This is a genomic window from Aquitalea sp. USM4 (assembly GCF_004328945.1).
Classification (GTDB): domain Bacteria; phylum Pseudomonadota; class Gammaproteobacteria; order Burkholderiales; family Chromobacteriaceae; genus Aquitalea; species Aquitalea pelogenes.
The window spans coordinates 867,365-888,507 of the sequence record NZ_CP029539.1; the positions used below are offsets into that span (position 1 = coordinate 867,365).

At 58.8% G+C, this 21,143-nt stretch carries 16 protein-coding genes; 6 read left to right on the forward strand and 10 right to left on the reverse strand.

Annotated features, from left to right (window positions below; all coding sequences use genetic code 11):
• Positions 1-7: 7 nt before the first annotated feature.
• Together DKK66_RS04075 and DKK66_RS04080 are read right to left on the reverse strand one after the other, a co-directional pair.
• Positions 8-1,084 (reverse strand): efflux RND transporter periplasmic adaptor subunit, encoded by a 1,077-nt coding sequence (locus DKK66_RS04075; protein ID WP_131355725.1) that lies wholly within the window; start codon positions 1,082-1,084, stop codon positions 8-10.
• Positions 1,085-1,160: 76 nt separating this feature from the next.
• Entirely contained in the window at positions 1,161-2,408 is a 1,248-nt protein-coding gene (locus tag DKK66_RS04080) for a murein transglycosylase A (RefSeq protein WP_242673567.1), read from the reverse strand.
• A 260-nt stretch (positions 2,409-2,668) separates the two neighbouring features.
• Here DKK66_RS04080 and DKK66_RS04085 point away from each other — a divergent pair, with 260 nt between their 5' ends.
• Together DKK66_RS04085 and DKK66_RS04090 are read left to right on the forward strand one after the other, a co-directional pair.
• On the forward strand, positions 2,669-2,968 hold the full coding sequence (locus DKK66_RS04085; protein WP_045845453.1) for a BON domain-containing protein: 300 nt from the start codon (positions 2,669-2,671) through the stop codon (positions 2,966-2,968).
• Positions 2,969-3,375: 407 nt separating this feature from the next.
• Complete coding sequence (locus DKK66_RS04090; RefSeq protein ID WP_131355728.1) at positions 3,376-4,494, forward strand: porin; 1,119 nt, start codon at positions 3,376-3,378, stop codon at positions 4,492-4,494.
• Positions 4,495-4,666: 172 nt separating this feature from the next.
• Here the strand turns inward: DKK66_RS04090 and lysA are convergent, their stop codons facing one another.
• The gene (gene lysA, locus DKK66_RS04095) at positions 4,667-5,902 is read right to left on the reverse strand and encodes a diaminopimelate decarboxylase (protein WP_045845451.1); all 1,236 of its coding nucleotides are present in this window, start codon (positions 5,900-5,902) and stop codon (positions 4,667-4,669) included.
• A 117-nt stretch (positions 5,903-6,019) separates the two neighbouring features.
• On the opposite strand from lysA, the gene DKK66_RS04100 reads away from it, so the two are divergent.
• The 4 genes from DKK66_RS04100 (at position 6,020) to DKK66_RS04115 (ending at position 12,047) form a co-directional block, all read left to right on the forward strand.
• Positions 6,020-6,925: a LysR family transcriptional regulator gene (locus DKK66_RS04100; RefSeq protein ID WP_131355731.1), complete on the forward strand. Its 906-nt coding sequence runs from the start codon at positions 6,020-6,022 to the stop codon at positions 6,923-6,925.
• A 183-nt stretch (positions 6,926-7,108) separates the two neighbouring features.
• Positions 7,109-8,698: a PAS domain-containing methyl-accepting chemotaxis protein gene (locus DKK66_RS04105; RefSeq protein WP_131355734.1), complete on the forward strand. Its 1,590-nt coding sequence runs from the start codon at positions 7,109-7,111 to the stop codon at positions 8,696-8,698.
• A 165-nt stretch (positions 8,699-8,863) separates the two neighbouring features.
• Positions 8,864-10,723, forward strand: coding sequence for an ATP-binding protein (locus tag DKK66_RS04110; RefSeq protein WP_207389849.1), 1,860 nt, complete (start codon positions 8,864-8,866; stop codon positions 10,721-10,723).
• Positions 10,716-12,047 (forward strand): sigma-54 dependent transcriptional regulator, encoded by a 1,332-nt coding sequence (locus tag DKK66_RS04115; RefSeq protein WP_062789516.1) that lies wholly within the window; start codon positions 10,716-10,718, stop codon positions 12,045-12,047. The genes DKK66_RS04110 and DKK66_RS04115 overlap by 8 nt, the downstream gene beginning before the upstream one ends.
• A 197-nt stretch (positions 12,048-12,244) precedes the next feature.
• Here DKK66_RS04115 and DKK66_RS04120 read toward each other — a convergent pair whose 3' ends face one another.
• The 7 genes from DKK66_RS04120 to DKK66_RS04150 all read right to left on the reverse strand — a co-directional run bounded on the left by DKK66_RS04120 (position 12,245) and on the right by DKK66_RS04150 (position 21,126).
• Positions 12,245-13,321 (reverse strand): type II asparaginase, encoded by a 1,077-nt coding sequence (locus DKK66_RS04120; protein ID WP_082696095.1) that lies wholly within the window; start codon positions 13,319-13,321, stop codon positions 12,245-12,247.
• A 165-nt stretch (positions 13,322-13,486) separates the two neighbouring features.
• Positions 13,487-14,755 carry a dicarboxylate/amino acid:cation symporter gene (locus tag DKK66_RS04125; protein WP_131355737.1) on the reverse strand — a complete coding sequence of 423 codons (1,269 nt, stop codon included), beginning with the start codon at positions 14,753-14,755 and terminating at the stop codon, positions 13,487-13,489.
• Between the two features lie 832 nt (positions 14,756-15,587).
• Complete coding sequence (gene rpoD, locus DKK66_RS04130) at positions 15,588-17,519, reverse strand: RNA polymerase sigma factor RpoD (protein ID WP_131355740.1); 1,932 nt, start codon at positions 17,517-17,519, stop codon at positions 15,588-15,590.
• 71 nt (positions 17,520-17,590) lie between these two features.
• Positions 17,591-19,372 carry a DNA primase gene (dnaG, locus tag DKK66_RS04135; protein WP_131355742.1) on the reverse strand — a complete coding sequence of 594 codons (1,782 nt, stop codon included), beginning with the start codon at positions 19,370-19,372 and terminating at the stop codon, positions 17,591-17,593.
• 62 nt (positions 19,373-19,434) lie between these two features.
• Complete coding sequence (locus DKK66_RS04140) at positions 19,435-19,881, reverse strand: GatB/YqeY domain-containing protein (protein ID WP_045845444.1); 447 nt, start codon at positions 19,879-19,881, stop codon at positions 19,435-19,437.
• Between the two features lie 106 nt (positions 19,882-19,987).
• Complete coding sequence (gene rpsU / locus DKK66_RS04145) at positions 19,988-20,200, reverse strand: 30S ribosomal protein S21 (RefSeq protein ID WP_045845443.1); 213 nt, start codon at positions 20,198-20,200, stop codon at positions 19,988-19,990.
• A gap of 131 nt (positions 20,201-20,331) precedes the next feature.
• Complete coding sequence (locus DKK66_RS04150) at positions 20,332-21,126, reverse strand: thiazole synthase (RefSeq protein WP_045845442.1); 795 nt, start codon at positions 21,124-21,126, stop codon at positions 20,332-20,334.
• Positions 21,127-21,143 lie beyond the last annotated feature (17 nt).

The window sequence follows — 21,143 nt, forward strand, 5'->3', positions numbered from 1 at the left end:
ATTCCCCTTATTTGAGATCGGTCGGCAGGATCACGGCATCGCCGCTGCTCACGCCCAGCAAGGGCGCCGCCAACAGCACCTTGCCAGCTGCTAGGCCGGCCACGGCAACCTTGTGTTCGGTCTGCGACCATAACAACACACGCACCGGCTGGCGCTGCAAGCGCCCCTTCTCCACCAGCATCACCCAGGGATGGCCGGACAAATCCTGTACCGCATCCTGCGGCAGCACCACCTGCCCGCGCTCTTCATGCAATACCAGGCCGCCCTTGGCAAACTGGCCTGCCTTGAGGCGGCCATCCGTATTATTCACCCGGATGTAAATCAGGAAGCTGCGGGTGCCGCTTTGCGCCACCGGGTTGACCCGCACCACGTCCCCCAGCACCTCGTCGGGCAGGCCTTCCACACTGAAACGTGCCTGCTGCCCCGCCTTGATTTGACCTATCCACTGCGATGGCACGCTGGCGCTGAGTTCCAGCACTGACAAATCGGCAATGGAAAACAGCCGGGCATTGCGGGCCGCTATTTCACCGGGATTGATCTTGCGTTCGTACACCACGCCCGCAATCGGCGCACGGACCACACTGTCCGCCTGCTGGCGGCGGGCACGCGCCAACTGGCTGGTTTGCGCCTGCAATTCGCCCTGGCGCACGGTGTACTCGCTTTCCGCCTCGTCATAAGCCAGCTGGGAGATAAAGCCCTTTTGCAGCAGTTCGTGCTGTTTATCCAGCTTGATACGCGCCAGTTTCAGCCGCGACTGATTGGCCGCCAGCTGGGCCTGTTGCTCGGTCACCGACTGATCCAGCGATTCGGAATCCAGCCGGGCCAGCACCTGGCCGGGTTTTACCGTCTCCCCTTCCCGTACCAGCACCTGCTCCACCCGGGCTTCCACTTCGGCAGCAATGCTGCTGCTTTTCAACGCCGTCAGTGTCCCGGTGAACGGCAAGGTGTCACGCAGCACACCGGGCCGTGCCACCACCACATCGGCCCGCGACAATGTCCGCGCCATGGTCTGTGCGGCAGCGGCAGAGGCCGGCTTGTCCGCCGCGCCCCCGTCCTGCACACCATGGCAAGCGGTCAACATCATCAGCAAAACGCACCACCCCAAGCTGGCTGACTTCATTGTTTCAAGCTTCCACTTTTTATTGTTGTACCGGCATTGCTCACGGCAGTGCCGCCATGGAAGGCGTCATGCCTTTGGGCAGCAACATCCACAGCTTGCCGTTCTGTTTCATCCTGCCGGCATACATGCCGGCCTCACTGCCAAAGCCCCAGAACAAATCGGCCCGCGCCGCACCGCGAATGGCGTTGCCGGTGTCCTGGGCATGTACCAGCCGCGCCAGCGGCTGTGCACTACCCGGCCAGCTGGTGGACAGGAAAACGGGGGTTCCCAGCGGGATATAACGCGGATCCACCGCAATGCTGTAACCACCGGTCAGCGGAACCCCCAGCGCACCAGCCGGGCCGCTGTCGCCACCGGGCAGGGTCTTGAAAAACACATAGCTGGGATTGACGTCGAACAGCGCCTGCTGACGTCCCGGGTTGGCCTTGATCCAGGCCTGTATGCCCTGCATCGAGGCATTGGCCAGCGTCATTTCCCCTTTATCCACCAGCCATTTGCCGATGGACTGGTAGTTGTAGCCATTTTGTTCGGCATAACCCAGGTGCAGGAAACTGCCATCTTCCAGCTGAATGCGGCCCGACCCTTGTACCTGCAGGAAGAACAGTTCCACCGGGTCTTCCACCCAGGCCAGTACCGGGGCGCTGGCCACCCCCTTGCCCTGGGCGATTTCTGCGCGGGTGTAATACGGCAGCAAGCGGTTACCCGACAGACGGCCCTTGAGCTTGCCGCTGCGGTTATCAGCCGGGAAATCTGCCGGATGGATTTCGATTTCCCCGCTACCGGCCTGGGTCTTGCCCGGCAGCCATTGCAAACGGTTATGCGCTACCTTGCGTGCCACCAGCACACTGTTGCCACGCGCTGCCGGCGGGAAATCCAGCACCAGCAAGTCGGCGGGCACACCGTATACCGGCCATGGCGTGCGTGCGCTGCGCGTGCGGCTGCCATTGAGCAAGGGTTCGTAATACCCGGTGATCAAACCATTGCCATTGCCCGCATCCTGTACCGCCCAGGCATTGAAGCGCTGTTCGAAAAACTGGCGGACCTGTCCCTCGTCTTGTTCGGCAACACGGGAGGCATCGCTACAAACTGGCTGCCAGACGGACTTGCGCGCCAATACCTTGCAGCTTTGCAACAAGGCTTGCAGGGTATCGCCGGTGCGCTGCTGTTGCCAGTAGGGCAAGGCTGACGGGCTGAGCGGGCCACTGCCGACAGACGACGGTGGGGTTGACGTGGTGGAGCAGGCGGCCAGCCAGATAAGCGGCAGCAGTAACAGCAAGCGTCTGAACATGATTTGCAACATCGAGAAGATAGGTAAGAAAAACCGGCAGCCAGCACCGGTCGCCCATGTTACCGCGCAGCGGAACAAGCTGCACGGACAAGGCCTTGGGACCGTCAGCGTGCTTGCCGGTTCTGCCGTCTGCGCATTTCATCGAGCTGCAACAAAAATGCAAACAAAGCTGGCTAACATGGCGTGCACAACATCATTCACTGGCGCGCTACTACAAGCTTGGCCAGGCCATCACTCAGCTTGAAGCAAGGAGATATCCGATGAAACGCCTTTTCGCCCGTTCCGCCCTGTTGGCTAGCCTGGCCCTGTTCATGGGTTCGCACGCTGTCATCGCCCACGCCGAGGACGCCCCGGTCAGCGATGAACAACTGGCAAGCAACGTCAAGAACGCGCTGGACAGCGACCCGGAACTGAAGGCCCTGAATCTGCATGTAGTCAGCAAGAAGCAGGAAGTCACCATCGACGGCAAGATGACCGACGACCAGCAAATGTACAAAGCCGGCGTGATTGCCGAAAAAGTACCTGGCGTCAAATTTGTCATCAACAACATGAATATGTAAGCGTCAGGCTGCATCCGCTTGCCGCACGCCCCCGCCTGCCGGGGGCGTTTGCATTGTGGCCGGCTGTGCATGAAATTTCTGCAGCAGTAGTCTGATTGGCAGCATTACGGCCATCCACTTGCCAATCAACATGCTGAATTTTCCTGGCGACTACCCACTTTCCAGGCACTCCGTACAGTCCTTGCCGGCCCACAGCAGCACCGTGGCCAGCAGTGTCGCCGAAAATGAATGGTAATTAAACGAAAATACCCCTGAAAACAGGCAAATTATCGTAAAAACACGCTAACAGCCCACCAATCCCTGAGCCATTGACGCCAGACACGCCGGATTTGCACACTCTGCACCGCACCGACCTTCCCCTTGTTCAGCGGAAGGTTTTTTTGTCCCGTCACCTCTCAGGAAACATCATGTCCAGCCGCATCCTCTCCTGCACCCTGCTCAGCTTGCTTCCAGCCATGGCCATGGCTGAGACCACTTTGTACGGCAGCCTGCGCGTTGGTATCGACAGCATGCAAAGTGTAGATACCCGTTTCAAGCGCACCACCGGCATTGACGACTTCAGCAGTCGTATCGGTTTCAAGGGCAGTGAACAGCTGGATGGTCAGCTGCAAGCCATCTGGCAGGTGGAAACCGGACTGGCCATGGACGGCATGCCTACCGGCGGCACCGGCAGCGGCACCCTGGCCAACCGCATGAGCTTTATCGGCGTGCAGGACAGCTGGGGCAGACTGCGTGCCGGCTATCTGGATGATGTGCTGACCAGCACCCAGGCGACCGACATCTTTGCCAGCCCGCGCCGCGAAGCCAACAGCGGCATTGCCTACCCGCTGTATGAAGCCCGCGATATTTTCGGCAGCAACAATTACGGCGACAGCCGCGCCAAGAACAGCCTGCGTTACGACAGCCCGCGCTGGAAGGGCATGGAGGCATCACTGCAATATGGCGCAGGCGAAAGTCAGCGTGCCAGCCGCAAGGCCGGCGAAACCTGGGGCTTGCGGCTGGGATATGCCGATGCCGGCTATTTCATCAACTATGCCTGGATGACCCGGCTGAACACGGTTGATACCAATAACAGCGCCATTCACCGTGTGGAGATGGGTTATCGCGGTGCAGCGCTGCAACTGGCGGCCACCGTGCAGAAAATCCGCCTGTATGGCAATGCTCATCAAAACAAGGATGGCAGTAATGATTTCGAGATTCCCGGCATCCTGCAGCAAAGCAATATTGCCCAGACCGGGAATAACAAGCTGAGCAGCCAGGTGGTGGCGCTGAGTGCCGGTTATCAGCTGGGGGCGTTCAAACCCATGCTGCAGTACTCACACCGAGGCCGGGTTTACATGGATGGCCAGCATCTGAACTGGTCGGCCAATCAGTGGGCTGCCGGCGTGGAATACACCCTGAGCAAGCGCAGCCTGCTGCAAGCAGGTTACGGCGCGGTACGGCAGAATGCCGGGGGACAAAGCGCGCTGGCCTGGAGCAAATCCAGCGCCAGCACCGCCTGGATGATGATGCGGACCGATTTCTAAGCAAACCCGGGCAGCAACATTGTGCAAGGGATGAAAGGGATCTTTGGCCAGGCAAGGATCCCTTTCCCGTCCGCCACGCGGAAGCGGCATGCAAACCATCATCCGCGCGAGCAGATTCCTGCCCTTTGTGCATTGGGTGGAATGCGCAGATCACCCCACCGCAAAGCCGGATTTACACCGTCTCCAGCGCCAGCAGCTCGGCCATGGTTTGGCGGCGACGGATCAGCCTGGCCTCATCGCCATCCAGCAGCACCTCCGGCAACAGCGGGCGGCTGTTGTAATTGGAAGACATGGTGGCACCGTAGGCACCGGCATCATGGAACACCAGCCAGTCGCCTACCCCGGCTGCAGGCAGCTGGCGGCTTTCCACCACCCCGCCTTCCTGCTGGGTGAACACGTCCCCGGACTCGCACAGCGGGCCGGCCACTACCGTCGGCACGGCACCGGACTTTTCGGTGCCATTGCGCTCCAGTACCGAAATGGCGTGGTAGCTGCCGTACAGGGACGGACGCATCAGGTCGTTGAAGCCGGCATCCACCAGCACAAAGTGGCGGCTGCCCATATCCTTGACCGCACGTACCTCGGCCACCAGCGCGCCGGACTCGGCCACCAGGAAGCGGCCCGGTTCGATCTCCAGCCGCACCGCGTGACCCAGCAGCTGTTCCACTTCCTTGCGCGCGCTGTCCCACAGCTGGAAATAGTGTTCGGTATCAATGCGGCTGTCACCGTCGCGATAGGGAATGGACAGGCCACCACCGGCGGAAATGGCTTCGATATCCTGTCCCAGGCTGCGCACCAGCTCCACCATGGCACCGCACACCTGTTGCAGATGGCCATAATCCACCCCGGAACCGATATGCATGTGGATGCCCACCAGCTTGAGACCACTGGCAGCAATCACTTGCAGTGCCTGCGGCAGGTCGGCATGCCAGATGCCATGCTTGCTGTTTTCACCGCCGGTATTGGTCTTGTGGCTGTGGCCATGGCCAAAACCGGGGTTAATGCGCAGCCATACCCGATGGCCGGGCGAGCGTTCGCCCAGTTGGCGCAGCATGTCGATGCTGCCTGCATTCACCACAATGCGCTCGGCCACCACCTTGTCCAGCGTGGCACGATCCAGCACGTCGGCGGTGAACACCACCTCGGAAGGTTCGGCCGAGCTCAGGTCGTAACCGGCCAGGCGCGCTCTTTCGATTTCCCCCAGCGACACGGCATCCACCATCACGCCCTGCTCGCGCATCAGGCGCAGGATATGGGTATTGGAGTTGGCCTTTTGCGCATAACGGATGACATCAAACTGCTTGAGCTGGGCAATGCGTTCACGGATGACTTGTGCGTCATACACCCACAGCGGAGCGGAAAACTGTTCGGCCAGTGCGGCCAGGCGGGAGGGGGCAAAGGTTTTCATGGCAATCCATTCATGGTTTTCCAGCAGTGTGAGGCCTGCATGGACAAAAATAAAATATCAATTCATCACCATGTCTTTCATTTATGATATGACCATTCCCTGTCTGAACAAGCTGCCATGTCCTTCAACCTGCGCCATGTGGAAATTTTCCACGCCATCATGACCAGCGGCAGTGTGACCGAAGCGGCCACCTTGCTGCATACCTCCCAGCCCACCATCAGCCGGGAACTGGCCCGGCTGGAACAGCTCAGCGGTCTGGTGCTGTTCGAACGGGTGCGCGGACGCTTGCGCCCTACCTTGCAAGCCTTGCAGTTGTTTGAAGAAGTGCAGCGTTCCTATCTGGGCCTGGAGCGGATTGTCAGCACCGCCCACGCCTTGCGTCACTTCGACACCGGTCAGCTATCCATTGCCTGCCTGCCCATGTTTTCCCAGGCGGTGCTGCCTGCGGCATGCCAACGCTTTCTGGCCCGTTATCCCAAGGTAAAGCTGAATATCACCCCGCAGGAATCCCCCCTGCTGGAAGAATGGCTGGCCGCACAGCGCCATGATCTGGGACTGAGCGAAAGCCATATCCAGCCACCGGGCACCAGCCAGCAACAGCTGTTTTGCGCTGACGAAGTGGCGGTACTGCCCGACACCCATCCGCTATGCAGCAAGTCGGTACTGGAGCTCAGTGATTTTGCCGGCCAGCCGTTCATCAGCCTGTCCGCCAGCGATATCTATCGTCAGCAACTGGACATGCTGTTTGCCAATGCTGGGGTGACACGGCAACTGGTGCTGGAAACCCACAGCGCGGCATCAGTGTGCTGCATGGTGCGCCAGGGCATAGGCATGGCAGTGGTCAATCCGCTCACCGCGCAGGAATATGCCGGGCAAGGTGTCTGCATTCGCCCGCTGGCCGTTTCGCTGCCGTTCCGGGTCAATCTGATTCGCCCGCTGCACCGTCCTGCGTCGGCACTGGTTGAGCATTTTGCTGACGAGCTGAGCGCAGTTCTGGCCAGTCATCACCCGGAAATTTATTGATTTGCAAATACTTTCAAATACAGATATCAAATAGTCTTTGCAAAAAAATGATTATGGCATTAAGTTTTCCAGCTATACCGCAATCAGTGCTCCGTTTTTTTTGGGAGTGAGACCGGCTGCTGAGCAAGCTTGTGTAATAGCCAGCCGGGCACCGGATGCTCCGTCATTTTTCAGAGATCAATCATGCGTAACAATCAGCCTGTCACCCAGCATGAGCTGTTTTTGCATCCCAAACGGCCCATCGTCACCAAGACCGACATCAAGGGGCTGATTACTTACGCCAATCGTGCCTTCATCGAAATCAGCGGCTTTACCGAGGATGAGCTGATTGGTCAGCCACACAATATCGTCCGGCATCCGGACATGCCAGCCGAGGCATTCGAGGACTTGTGGCGCACGGTGGAAGCCGGCCACCCATGGCGCGGCCTGGTGAAGAACCGCAGCAAGCAAGGTGACTATTACTGGGTGGATGCCTATGTGACGCCGATCCGGGAGAACGGCAACACGGTGGGTTACATGTCGGTGCGCAGCGCACCGGACAAGCAGCAATGCCAGCAGGCCGAGCAGTTGTATGCCGAAATCCGCGCCAAGCGCAGCCCCTTCCCGGTCACCCGCCAGCACAAGGGGCTCTCCATGCAGCGCCTGCTGTTGCTGGCCATTCTTCCGCCGATTCTGGCCTTGCTGGCCCAATTCATCCTGCCGGACAGCATTGTCCACGACCTTCTTAATGCAGGTAGCATCCTCTGGCTGATTGGCGCAGCCTTCTTCATTTACCAGGGCATCGCCGCACCATTGGCACAGGCCAAACAAGGACTGGGCAGGCTGGCGGAAGGCAATTTCAAGGAGCCGATAGCGCAGTCCGGCTGCCAGGACATGCGCCAGATGATGGAAATGCTGGAAACCATGCGCATCAATACCCGTGCTGTGCTGGCCGATGTGGTGACCGGCGCGCATGACATCAGCCAGGCGGCAACCGCCACCCATACCGAAGCTACCCATCTGGAAAAACGCGGTGAACACGCGCTGGAAGGCATCACCCGCGTTGCCGCCGCGCTGGAACAGCTATCGGTATCGGTGAATGAGATTTCCCTCACCACCAAGACAGGAGCAGGCCACGCCAGTGCAGCCACCCGGCTGGCAGATCAGGGCGAAGACAAAATGCGCGAAACCAGCCAGGCCACCCGTCAGGTGATGGGCGAGTTCGAACATACCCGTGATGCCATTCTGGTGCTGGAAAAGTCGGCGGAAGAAATCGGCTCGGTCACCTCGGTAATCAAGGAGATTGCCAACCAGACCAATCTGCTGGCGCTGAATGCCGCCATCGAAGCAGCCCGGGCCGGAGAACAAGGGCGCGGCTTTGCCGTGGTGGCCGATGAGGTACGCAAACTGGCAGAGCGCACTGCCGGCAATACCCTGGAAATCGAACAGTCCATCAATGTGCTGCACGAACGTACCCGCCAGGTACTGCAAAACGTCCAGCAGGCACTGAACAAGGTGGAAGGCGTGGAAAGCGCCATCAGCACCGCCAGTGAAAGCCTGGAAGCCATCCGCGAGGCCAATCAGGGCGTGTCGGCTTCTGCCGCCAATGTGGCCGAGATGCTGCAACAGCAGTCCTCGGTCTCCACCGAAGTGGCGCAGAACATGGAAACCATGAGCGTGCTGACCGAGCAGAACAGCCACAGTATTGCCACCACGCGTGAAGTGGCCCAGCAATTGCACACCACGGCGCATGATCTGAAGCGACTGGTCAGCCACTTCGAGCGTCATCTGTGAGCCAGTCAGCATCCACGCGAAGCGCCATGCTTTTGCTACAATAGCTCCGGCCCTGTCAACTGGGGCACCACTAATCTGAACAAGGCGGCCCTGGGCCGCCTTGCTGTGTTTTACGGCCAGCAGACCGCCAGCCGGGCAACTTTCGACCTCAGGATTGGATTTCGCTTGAAACTGCGTACCGTGCTACGAATTGCGCTGCTATTGGTGTTGATGGACATTGCTGCCGTCAGTGCCTTTCGCGCCAGCGTGGACGGCTCGCTGGAAGAACTGCGTGCGGCCAATACCCAGCGGCTGGAGTTGTATGCCAATAGCCTGGAAAGTGAAATCGGGCATTACGCCCGCCTGCCCAGCCTGCTGGGCCTGTCCCCCTATGTAGACCGTTTGCTGCATGCCCCGGACGATGTCCAGCGACAGCAGGCCGCCAATGATTATCTGGAACGCCTGAGCCAACGCACCGGTGCCAGCGCCATTTACATCATGGATGACAAGGGCGTGGTCAAGGCCACCAGCAACTGGCGCCAGCCGGACAGTTACCTGGGCGAGAACGACGCATTCCGCGCCTACTTCACCGATGCCATGAACGGCCAGCCCGGCCGCTTTTTTGGTGTTGGCACCACCCGTAGCGAAGCCGGTTACTATCTGTCGGAACCGCTGAGCAGCCACGGCCGCATCATCGGGGTGGCGGTGGTGAAGGTGAATATGGAATACCTGGAAAAGCTGTGGCGGGAAAACAAGACCACGGTGATGGTATCGGACCAGAACGGCGTGGTGATTCTGGCCACCGAACCGGGCTGGAAATTCAATACGCTCAAACCCTTCAGCAAGGCCCTGCAGGACGCGTTTGACCGCAATTTGCAGTACAACCGCAAACGCCTGCCGCCACTGGGGCTGGAAGAGCGGCGCAGCCTGGGCAATGGCAGCCACATCTACCGGCTGGAACAGGGAGGACGCAAGCCGCTCAGCCGCCTGGCCTACCCGCGGGACATGCTGGGCCAGTCCTTGCAGCTGCCGCTGTCCAGCTGGCGGCTCACCGTGCTGTCCAGCCTGGACCCGGTCTACCAGCTGGCCTACAACCGGGCCGCGCTGGCCGCAGTGCTGACACTGCTGAGCCTGACCGGCATTCTGTGGCTGAACGAGCGCCGTCGCCGCCTGCGCGACAAGCTGGCCGCGCGCGAAGCGCTGCAGCAAGCCTACCGGGAGCTGGAACGCAAGGTGGAAGAACGTACCGCCGACCTGTCGCTGACCAATCAGCGACTGCAAGAAGAAGTCAGCGAACGCATCCGGACCGAACAGCATTTGCGCCAGACGCAGGACAATCTGGTGCAGGCAGGCAAGCTGGCAGTACTGGGCCAGCTGGCTACCGGTGTGGCGCACGAACTGAACCAGCCGCTGGCGGCACTGCGCACCTTGTCCGGCAATGCCATCAAGTTTCTGGAGCGCGCGCAAACCGACACGGTGCGCACCAATTTGCAAACCATCTGCCAGCTGGTGGACAAGATGGGCGAAATCACCAGTGCGCTGAAAAGCTACTCGCGCAAGTCCACCAACAGCCTGGGTACGGTAGACATCAGCATGGCCATCGACAGCGCCCTGTTATTGCTGCGCAACCGGCTGGAGGGAAGCAGCATCCAGATTCTGCGCCCCAATGCGCCGGAACCCTGGCAAGCGCGTTGCGACCCCAACCGCTTTGAACAGGTGCTGGTGAATCTGCTGGCCAATGCACTGGACGAGCTGCAACAGCGCCCGGAGGGGCAGATTGAAATCAGCGGTCATCGCACGCCCACCCAGCTGGTGCTGCAAATCCGCGATAACGGCCCTGGCCTGCACGAGTCGGTGCGCGCCCAGCTGTTCGAACCCTTTGTCACCACCAAGCCCGCCGGTATCGGCCTGGGCCTGGGGCTGACCCTGAGCGCCGGCATCATTGCCGAAGCCGGTGGCAGCCTGAGTGCCGACAATCACCCGCAGGGCGGTGCCGTGTTCACCATCACCCTGCCGCTTGCCACAAAGGAAAACCGTCATGTTTGATGGGATGAAAGTGTTGATCGTCGAAGATGATCCGGACGTGCGGCTGGGCTGCGAGCAAGCGCTGATGCTGGAAGGCCTGGATGCCCGCGGCGTGGCCAGCGCCGAGCAGGCCCTGGCGCTGCTCACCCCCGGCTTTCCCGGCGTCGTGGTCAGCGACATCCACCTGCAAGGACAGGATGGCATGGCGCTGATGCGCAACTTGCTGGCCCGTGATGCCAGCCTGCCGGTGATCCTGATCACCGGTCATGGCGATGTCAGCCTGGCGGTACAGGCAATGAAAGACGGCGCTTACGACTTCATCGAAAAGCCCTTCTCTCCGGAGCGCCTGCACGATGTGGTGTGCCGTGCCATGGAGCAGCGCCGCCTGAGCCTGGAAGTGGAAAGCCTGCGCCGTCAGCTGCAGGACAAGCAAAGCCTGGAATCGCGCCTGATCGGCCGCTCGCCGGCCATGGAAAAAGTGCGCCGCATGATTGCCGACCTGGCCGATACCTCGGCCAATGTGCTGATCCTGGGTGAAACCGGCACCGGCAAGGAGCTGGTGGCGCGTTGCCTGCATGAAATCAGCCGTCGCCAGAAGCACAACTTTGTCGCCGTCAATTGTGGCGGTCTGGCAGAAAACCTGTTCGAGAGCGAGATTTTCGGCCACGAGGCCCATGCCTTCACCGGGGCCGCCAAACGCCGCATCGGCCGCATCGAATATGCCAATAACGGCACGCTGTTCCTCGATGAAATCGAGAGCATGCCGCTACCGCTGCAAATCAAGATGCTGCGCGTGCTGCAGGAGCGCACGCTGGAGCGGCTGGGTTCCAACACCCCCATTCCGGTGGACTGTCGCGTGATATCAGCCACCAAGGCCGACCTGAAAGCCATGGGCAATAATGGCAGCTTCCGTAGCGACCTCTACTACCGGCTGAACGTGGTCACGCTGCAACTGCCGCCGCTGCGCGAACGCCGCGAGGATATTCCGCTACTGTTCGAGTATTTCCTGCTGCAATCGGCCAGCCGTTTCGACCGCCCCACCCCGCAACTAGAAGCCCATGAACAAGCCGAACTGCTGGCCTACGACTGGCCGGGCAATGTGCGCGAATTGCGCAATGTGGCCGAACGCTATGTGCTGGGCATTCGCACCCCGCTGTCGGAATCCGGCGAGCCAAGCCAGAGCCTGCCGCTGGCCGAAACCGTGGAAGCCTTCGAACGGGCACTGATTGCCGAGGAGTTTCGTCGCCACGGTTACAGCCTGAGCCGCACCAGCGAAGCGCTGAAAGTGGCCAAGACCACCCTGTTCGACAAACTGAAAAAATACGGTCTGAACCAAGCGGGTTGATGGCCCGGCGGATGACCGGACTGATGACATCCCCGTAGTCCCGGCTGGCACCGGGCTGCAGGCATAAAAAAAGCGGCCACCGGGGCCGCTTGCCAAAGGCTGCTTGATCAGTCGCCACACCATGCTGTCGCTGCGGGGGGATCACACCAAGGGTGTCGCAGTCGACAGACAGGCCGGTGCAGCGCTTGTCAGCCAGCTCAATAGGTGTAGAACATGCGTTGCAGTTCTTTGGTGTCGTGGGTCTTGGTCAGACCCAGCATCAGCAGGATGCGGGCTTTTTGCGCATTCAGCGTGTCGCTCACCACCAGGTCTTCCTGGTCGTCATTGGCTTCACCATTACGCGCCACGATACCGCTACCCACGCGCGAGCTGCGTACCACGATCACACCCTTCTTACGGGCGTCACGGATGGCAGGCATCATCTGGGCGGCAATACTGCCATCGCCCACACCGGCTTGCACGATGCCCTGGGCACCGGCAGCAATGTCGGCATCCATGGCCACGCGGTCCATGTTGGCGTAACCGTAAACGATGTCGACGCGCGGCAGGCTGTTCAGCTTGGAGATGTCAAATTCGGTATCCGCAGTGTTCTTGCGGGTGGACATGCGGTAGAAGTGCGGCTTGTTGTCCTGCATGTAACCCAGATAACCCAGTTCCGGCGTCTTGAAGGTGTCGGTAGTGGAAGTATTGGTCTTGGTGACTTCGCGGGCGGCGTTGATCTGGTCGTTCAGCGCAACCAGCACACCCTTGCCAACCGCATCCTTGCTGCCAGCCAGAATCACGGCGTTATACAGGTTGATCGGACCATCCGCACTGATGGCGGTGGACGGACGCATGGAGCCCACCACAACCACCGGCTTCTTGCTCTTCACCACCAGGTCCAGGAAGTAAGCGGTTTCTTCGATGGTATCGGTACCGTGGGTAATCACCACGCCGTCCACATCCTTCTGGGCCAGCAGTTCGTTCACACGCTTGGCCAGCTTCAACCACACTTCATTGGTCATGCTTTCGCTGGCGATCTGTGCAACCTGTTCGCCACGTACATCAGCCACCTTGGACAGCTCGGGCACGGCGGCAATCATCTTGTCCACGCCCAGCTTGGCTGCGGTGTAACCAATGGTGGTGGTACTGGTAGCGCCAGTACCGGCGATGGTGCCACCGGTTGCCAGAATCACCACGTGCGGCTTGGCCGCATCAGCCGCCTGGGCGGACTGACCACACAATGCAGCCATGACAGCTGCGCTGGACAACAACATTTTGAAGGTTTTTTTCATGTCTCTTCCTTTGTAGAAAGACAAGTGGGAGATGACGTTGCCGGGGAGCAACTCACTGCAGCGATCCCCCCGTCACCAGCTTGTCCGCCTGTATCGGCAGCTTTGGCTGGGCGGGGAGTCTCGCCTGATTTCTTATTTGTTCATGCGTGGCAGGGACGCCGGGGCTCAGGCCTGATCTTCGGCCAGGGCCGGGTTGGCATGTGCAGCTTCGGCATCGATATCGCCTTCCGAAGCAGCCACCACGGTAGTGGCAATGGCATTACCCAGCACGTTGGTGGCGGTACGGCCCATGTCCAGGAAGTGGTCGATACCCAGAATCAGCAGAATGCCGGCTTCAGGCAGGTTGAACATCGGCAGTACGGCAGCCACCACCACCAGCGAAGCACGCGGTACACCGGCAATACCCTTGCTGGTGATCAGCAGGATCAGCAGCATGGTGATTTGCTGGCCCAGGGTCAGGTTGATGTTGGCAACCTGGGAGATGAACAGGGCGGCAAACGAGGTGTACATGATGGAACCGTCCAGGTTAAACGAATAACCCAGCGGCAGGACAAAACCGGAAACACGTTCCTTGATGCCAAAGCGTTCCAGCTGCTCCAGCAGGGTCGGGTAAGCAGCTTCGCTACTGGCAGTGGCAAAACCCAGCATCAGCGGCATGCGGATGGTTTTGAGCAGGGCGAAGATCTTCTTGCCAACAAAGCCATAAGCAGCAGCAATCATCAGCATCCACAGGCAAGCCAGGGCCAGGTAGAAGCTACCCATGAACTTGGCGTACATGGACAGCACACCCAGGCCATCAGCGGTAATGGTGGAAGCAACGGCACCGAATACACCAACCGGGGCAAACATCATCACGATATTGGTGACGCGCAGCATGATGTTGGCCAGCTGTTCCAGACCCTTCATCAGGATGTCCGGTTTCGGGCCCTTGTAAGAAGCAATGGCAAAACCGAAGAACACCGAGAACACCACCACTTGCAGCACTTCGTTTTTCGCCATGGCGTCAAAGAAGCTGGTGGGGAACATGTGGGTGATGAAGTCCTTCAGGTTCAGCGCACTGGTCTTCAGGGCCGGTGCAGCAGCATCAGCCACCGGCAGGGTGTAACCCACGCCAGGTTGCAGGCTGTTGGCGAAAATCAGGCCCAGGAACAGGGAAACCAGCGAGGCACCCATGAACCAGCACATGGCCTTCAGACCAACACGACCCACAGAGCGGGAATCACTGCTGCCAATGCCATGCACCAGGGTGGACATCACCAGCGGCGCAATGATCATCTTGATCAGACGCATGAACACGTCGGTCAGGATGGAGAAGTAACCGGCAACATCTTTCAGTTGTTTCGGATCGGTAATCGAGGTGTGACAGCCGTAGCCGACTGCGATGCCCAGCACCAGGGCGATCAAGACCCACAGGGTAATCTTGTTGGTTTTCACGAGCGTTTCTCCAGAGTAACCCGGCTTTATGGCCGGTGTTGAGTACGCTCTATACAGCAGAAAGCGTGCCAAGAAAAATTCACATTTTTAGCACGTAAATACATGATTTTTATGAATAAAAATAAAAATACAATAGCATTGATTCGGAAATCCGAATGAAAGCTGAAAACAGCGTTTGGAAAACCGACCGGAATGGTGGCAGTGGATGCCGTGAAGGGGTTCTTGTGACCTGCTATCCGGAGAAAAGTTTCCGCACTGCAGCATCATCCGACTGCGCTATTGTCCGTTCATCGCCGCTGTTTCCTGCCGGCCCCGTCAGGGTAGTCAAGCGGTGGTGCCGGACATGCCCAAGCAATCGCCACATTTCTTGCAGGCATGAAAAAGCCGCTGTGAATGAATCACAGCGGCTTTTGATTTGGTGGGCCCCCCGGGAGTCGAACCCGGCACCAACGGATTATGCTTACCCGCTACGGCTTTCGCCGCCCCTTTCGGGTTTGTGGTCTGGACTGTCTCTTGTCTTTACGACCTGCCCGTACAGTCTCTACACGTTCTCTCTTGCGAGAGCTTCGCTCGGGATTGCCACGCCGCCACGGCAGCAGAGGTTTCCCCGAATTTGAGCAGTTCTACCAGGGAGCAGAGTCAACTTGCTCCAAGGCAACCCAATCAGTGCGCTCCGTACTCTTGCGAGTCGTAGGAGTTCACTTGTTAAGTCCGCTGCTCTAACCAAGCATGAGCTAGAGGCCCGAAGCTGCGCAGTATAACAGAATGAAATAAAAATCCCCAAGCCCTGATGCAAGCAGCTTGGGGATGCCGTCTTGAAAGACAGGCTGTATTACTGACCGCCCGGCTCGTTGTCCAGGAAGCTGCGCAGGCGTTCCGAACGGGTCGGGTGACGCAGCTTGCGCAAGGCCTTGGCTTCAATCTGACGGATACGCTCACGCGTCACGTCAAACTGCTTGCCCACTTCTTCCAGCGTGTGGTCGGTATTCATGTCGATACCAAAACGCATGCGCAATACCTTGGCCTCACGCGGAGTCAGGGTATCCAGCACTTCCTTGGTGGCGTCCTTCAGGCTGGAGTACATCGCAGCATCGGACGGTGCCAGGTTGTTCTGGTCCTCGATGAAATCACCCAGATGGGAATCGTCGTCATCGCCAATCGGGGTTTCCATGGAGATGGGCTCCTTGGAAATCTTCATGATCTTGCGAATCTTCTCTTCCGGCATTTCCATTTTTTCCGCCAGTTCGGCCGGGTCCGGCTCACGGCCGGTTTCCTGCAGGATCTGACGCGAAATGCGGTTCATCTTGTTGATGGTTTCGATCATGTGCACCGGAATACGGATGGTGCGGGCCTGGTCCGCGATCGAGCGGGTGATGGCCTGACGAATCCACCAGGTGGCATAGGTCGAGAACTTGTAACCACGACGGTATTCGAACTTGTCCACCGCCTTCATCAGGCCGATATTGCCTTCCTGGATCAGGTCGAGGAACTGCAAGCCACGGTTGGTGTACTTCTTGGCGATGGAAATCACCAGACGCAGGTTGGCCTCGATCATTTCCTTCTTGGCACGGCGCGCCTTGGACTCACCCGCCGACATCTGGCGGTTGATTTCCTTGAGCTCCTTGATCGGCAGCATGGCGCGATCCTGCAGCTCGGACAGCTTGGTCTGCTTCTCGATGATGGCGTACTTGAAGCGGGTCAGCGCCTCGCTCCAGGCCTTGCCGGAATCGATTTCGGTTTCCACCCAGGCGGTGTTGATTTCGTTGCCGGGGAATACCTTGATGAAGTGGGTGCGGTCCATGCGCACGCGCGTCACGCAGATATCCTGGATATCGCGTTCGAACGTACGGATTTCATTGACGCGACGGCGCAGCGATTCACACAGCGATTCGATCTGGCGGGTGGAGAAGCGCACCATCATGAATTCGGTGGTGATGGCGTCTTGCAGTTCCAGATAAGCCTTGGACTTGGAGCCTTCTTTTTCCAGTACCTTGACCATCTTGTCGAACATCATGCGCACACCGGCAAAGTGCTCCAGTGTCTGCTGCTTGAGTTCTTCCAGATTGGCCAGATTGGCGGCTTCGGCGCTGGCTTCGTCGTCCTCGGCCTCTTCTTCCTCATCTTCCAGCAGGGCGTCTTCTTCGACTTCCGGCTCGGCAAACGGGATCGCCGCTGCTTCAGCAGCTTCGGCATTGGGGTCGATGAAACCATCCACCACTTCATCAACGCGGATTTCTTCCTTGCCAATGCGCTCAACCAGCTCCAGCACTTCGGCAACCGTACCCGGACAGGCCGAGATCGCCAGAATCATGTGCTTGAGGCCGTCTTCGATACGCTTGGCAATTTCGATTTCGCCTTCGCGGGTCAACAGCTCGACCGAACCCATTTCACGCATGTACATGCGCACCGGGTCGGTGGTGCGGCCAAACTCGGAATCCACCGACGACAGGGCCGCCTCGGCTTCTTCCACCGCATCTTCGTCGGCCACGGCCGGCGTGGCATCGGACATCAGCAGGGTTTCTGCGTCCGGTGCTTCATCATAAACCTGGATGCCCAGACCGGAAATCATCGTGACGATGTTTTCAATCTGTTCGGCATCGGACACATCTTCCGGAAGGTGGTCGTTGATCTCGGCGTAGGTGAGATAACCACGTTCCTTGCCCAGGGCAATCAGCTGGCGCAGCCGTTTACGCTGCTCTTCCAGGCTCATGACCTGTTCTTCGTTGTCCTGCACATCTTTTTGATTTTCGGGAGAGGCCGCCATTTTGCTTCCTGCTTTAAAAAAGCCGAAAAAAACAGTTGATTATAACACAACTACGTCACTTCCGCCCGGGCTCACGGTGGTGAACCGAGCAGGTCTCGGAGCAGTTCCCTGAATAATGCTTTTTCTTCCGGACTTAGACCTTCATTACGGTCTTTCAGTTTTAGCCTTTCCACCTGGGCTTCACGCAACATTTTCAACAGCCTGGCGTTGCCATGCTGAAACTGGATGCGGTCATCCTCTCCGGGATCGGCAAACTCGTCCGGATCCTGCATGGCCTGGTGCAATACACTGTCGATCAGCCCTTCGTAGGGGGTGCCACGCAAGCCCTCTATCAATTGCGCCGTATTGGGCGGCTGTTCGTGTTGTTGCACGCTTTCGGCCAACATCGCAAAGCAGGCCAGCTCGTCGGACAGCGGCAGGCTGTCCGGCAAACTCACATCGCTGGCCCACGCCGGGTTCATCAGCAGCCATTTGATCTGCTTGTGAACAATGGGCGTGTTGATCTGGCGATATGATTCCTCCGGCAAACGGTATTCCCGCTTGCCCTTGCGCTCCGGCGCCTTCTTGCCTGTGGTCAGCATGTCGAAATCGTCGACGTCCATGCCGGCAAGTTCTGCCAGCCGCTTTCTGATCATGAAGCCAAGCGCCGGTGCTGCAATCTGTGCCAGAAGCGGGCTGGCCTGTTTGATCAGGTCGGCGCGCCCTTCCGGCGTATTCATGTCCACGCGGCCTGTCAGCTCGCGGGTAAAGTAAACCGACAGTGGCAGGCTGTGCTCTGCCAACTGTTGTTCGAATGCCTCGGCACCGAACTCCCGTACATAACTGTCCGGGTCGTGTTCTGACGGCAAGAACAGGAAATTCAGCGCCTTGCCATCCTGCAATTGCGGCAGGCTGTTTTCCAGCGCACGCCAGGCTGCCTTCTGGCCAGCCTTGTCACCGTCAAAACAGAAATAAACCTGGTCTGCATGGCGCATCAGCTTGCGCACATGCTCACCGGTAGTCGCCGTTCCCAGTGTGGCAACCGCATAGCTGATGCCGTACTGGGCCAGCGCCACCACATCCATATAACCTTCAACCACCAGCACGCGGTTCTTCTCGCGGATAGCCTGGCGGGCTTCGTACAGGCCGTACAGCTCACGGCCTTTTTCAAACAGCACCGTTTCCGGCGAGTTCAGATACTTCGGCTCCCCTTTGCCCAGCACGCGACCACCAAAACCGATGATGGCACCACGCTGGTTGCGGATGGGAAACATCACCCGCTCACGGAAACGGTCGTAACGCTTGCCGCTTTCCTCGTTGAAAATGACGAGGCCCGCATCCACCAGCTTGTCATCCTGATACTGCGGGAAAACAGCTTGCAGGTTCTGCCAGTCACCCGGGGCATAGCCCAGACCGAAGCGACCTGCCACTTCGCCGCTGACACCGCGCCCTTTCAGGTAACTGATGGCAACCGGGGCCGTCTTCAACTGCTGCTTGTAATAACCGGCAGCCAATTGCATGGCTTCTTCCAGCGACATCTGGCGTTCGCGCGCCACCCGGCTTGCTTCCGGGTTGGCGGTACGCACCTGTGGCACCTGCATGCCGATACTTTCGGCGAGCAGCTTGACAGCGTCGACAAAGCCCAGCCCCTGATACTCCATGACAAAGCCGATGGCCGAGCCATGCGCACCACAGCCAAAGCAGTGATAGAACTGCTTGCTGGGGCTTACCGTGAAAGAGGGGGATTTTTCCTTGTGGAACGGGCAGCAGGCCAGATAGTTCTGGCCAGCCTTTTTCAGCGGGACATAGCGATCCACCACGTCGACCAGATCGACACGGGACAGCAACTGATCAACAAAGTCCTGTGGAATCAACGCCGAACACCTGCCTTACACGGAAAAAACATTACCGGCACCATGCGGCAACCGGCCGGAGATCAGGCAGAGAGCCTGGCCTTGATACGCGTCGAAACCAATGCCATATCGGCTCGACCAGCCAACTGGGGACGCAACAGGCCCATGACCTTGCCCATGTCCTGCATGGAAGCCGCACCGCTATCGACCACGGCCTTGGCAACCAGCTCGTCGATTTCAGCCTCGGACAGTTGCTGCGGCATATAGGCCATCAGCACGGTCATTTCGGCTTTTTCCTTGTCGGCCAGGTCCTGGCGCTGGGCCGCTTCGTACTGGGAAATGGAATCACGGCGCTGCTTGAGCATCTTGTCGATCACCGCCACGATGGCGGCATCATCCAGCTCGATGCGTTCGTCCACTTCCTTCTGCTTGATAGCGGCCATCAACAGGCGAATTGCGGCCAGACGCTCGGTTTCCTTCGCCTTCATGGCGGACTTCATATCATCGCTGATACGGACTTTGAGGCTCATGTCGTGCTCACGGGAGGGCCATGTCAAGACATGGCGAGAATTCTGGAGTACAAATGGCAAAACCGCAGGCATGGCCTGCGGTCCCGCTTTATGACCGATGCAACTCTTAGTAGAGTTTCGGCGGCAGCATCTGGCTGCGAATGCGCTTGTAGTGGCGCTTAACGGCAGCAGCGTGCTTACGCTTGCGTTCGGTGGTCGGCTTTTCGTAGAACTCGCGAGCACGCAGTTCGGTCAGCAGACCGGTTTTTTCTACAGCGCGCTTGAAGCGACGCATGGCGACTTCGAACGGCTCGTTTTCTTTAACGCGAATATTCGGCATTGACTCAAGTATCCTTAGATTTCTAGGCTGCGCCCATAGGGCAACCTATAAAAAACAGCATTTTAACAACAATACGCAGTTTGTAAAAGTCTGAAGCATTCCCGGCAAGCTTTTTGTGGCGCTTTTGTGCATCACGGCTTGCGAGAAGAAATCACCCCCTCACTAGGAGAACTTGGTACAGCGCTATAAAAACGTTTCGGCATCCGCTCTGCACAGTAAGCAGCACGGCCAGCCTCGACAGCCAGTTTCATGGCATGCGCCATCAATACCGGATTGCCGGCAGCGGCAATTGCGGTATTCATCAGCACGCCATCACAACCCAGTTCCATGGCGATGGCCGCATCGGAGGCGGTACCCACCCCGGCATCCACCAGCACCGGCACACTGGATTGCTCGATGATCAGTTTCAGGTTCCACGGATTCAGAATGCCCATGCCGGAGCCAATCAGGCTGGCCAGCGGCATGATTGCGCAACAGCCTATCTGTTCCAGCTCACGCGCAATGATCGGGTCATCGGAGGTATACACCATGACATCAAAGCCTTCGGCCACCAGCACTTCGGCAGCTTTCAGGGTTTCCTTGACGTTGGGGAAGAGATTGCCGGAATCACCCAGCACTTCCAGCTTCACCAGCCGGTGATCATCCAGCAGCTCGCGCGCCAGGCGCAAGGTACGGATGGCATCCTCGGCGGAATAACACCCCGCCGTATTGGGGAGCAGAGTGTAACGGTTTCGCGGCAAAAAATCGAGCAGATTGGGTTCACCTGCGTTTTGGCCCAGATTCACGCGCCGGATGGCGACGGTGACGATATCGCAACCGGAGGCATCCAGCGCCTGGGCGGTTTGTTCGAAATCGCGGTATTTGCCGGTGCCAACCAGCAAACGGGAATTGTATGCCTTGCCTGCGATGACCAGTTGATCCTGCACTGTCTACTCCTTGCTAC

Coding starts and splice junctions, on each gene's coding strand:
- DKK66_RS04075 (WP_131355725.1), bottom strand. CDS start 1,084: ATGATGTTGACCGCTTGCCATGGTGTGCAGGACGGGGGCGCGGCGGAC.
- DKK66_RS04080 (WP_242673567.1), bottom strand. CDS start 2,408: ATGTTCAGACGCTTGCTGTTACTGCTGCCGCTTATCTGGCTGGCCGCC.
- DKK66_RS04085 (WP_045845453.1), top strand. CDS start 2,669: ATGAAACGCCTTTTCGCCCGTTCCGCCCTGTTGGCTAGCCTGGCCCTG.
- DKK66_RS04090 (WP_131355728.1), top strand. CDS start 3,376: ATGTCCAGCCGCATCCTCTCCTGCACCCTGCTCAGCTTGCTTCCAGCC.
- lysA (WP_045845451.1), bottom strand. CDS start 5,902: ATGAAAACCTTTGCCCCCTCCCGCCTGGCCGCACTGGCCGAACAGTTT.
- DKK66_RS04100 (WP_131355731.1), top strand. CDS start 6,020: ATGTCCTTCAACCTGCGCCATGTGGAAATTTTCCACGCCATCATGACC.
- DKK66_RS04105 (WP_131355734.1), top strand. CDS start 7,109: ATGCGTAACAATCAGCCTGTCACCCAGCATGAGCTGTTTTTGCATCCC.
- DKK66_RS04115 (WP_062789516.1), top strand. CDS start 10,716: ATGTTTGATGGGATGAAAGTGTTGATCGTCGAAGATGATCCGGACGTG.
- DKK66_RS04120 (WP_082696095.1), bottom strand. CDS start 13,321: ATGAAAAAAACCTTCAAAATGTTGTTGTCCAGCGCAGCTGTCATGGCT.
- rpoD (WP_131355740.1), bottom strand. CDS start 17,519: ATGGCGGCCTCTCCCGAAAATCAAAAAGATGTGCAGGACAACGAAGAA.
- DKK66_RS04140 (WP_045845444.1), bottom strand. CDS start 19,881: ATGAGCCTCAAAGTCCGTATCAGCGATGATATGAAGTCCGCCATGAAG.
- rpsU (WP_045845443.1), bottom strand. CDS start 20,200: ATGCCGAATATTCGCGTTAAAGAAAACGAGCCGTTCGAAGTCGCCATG.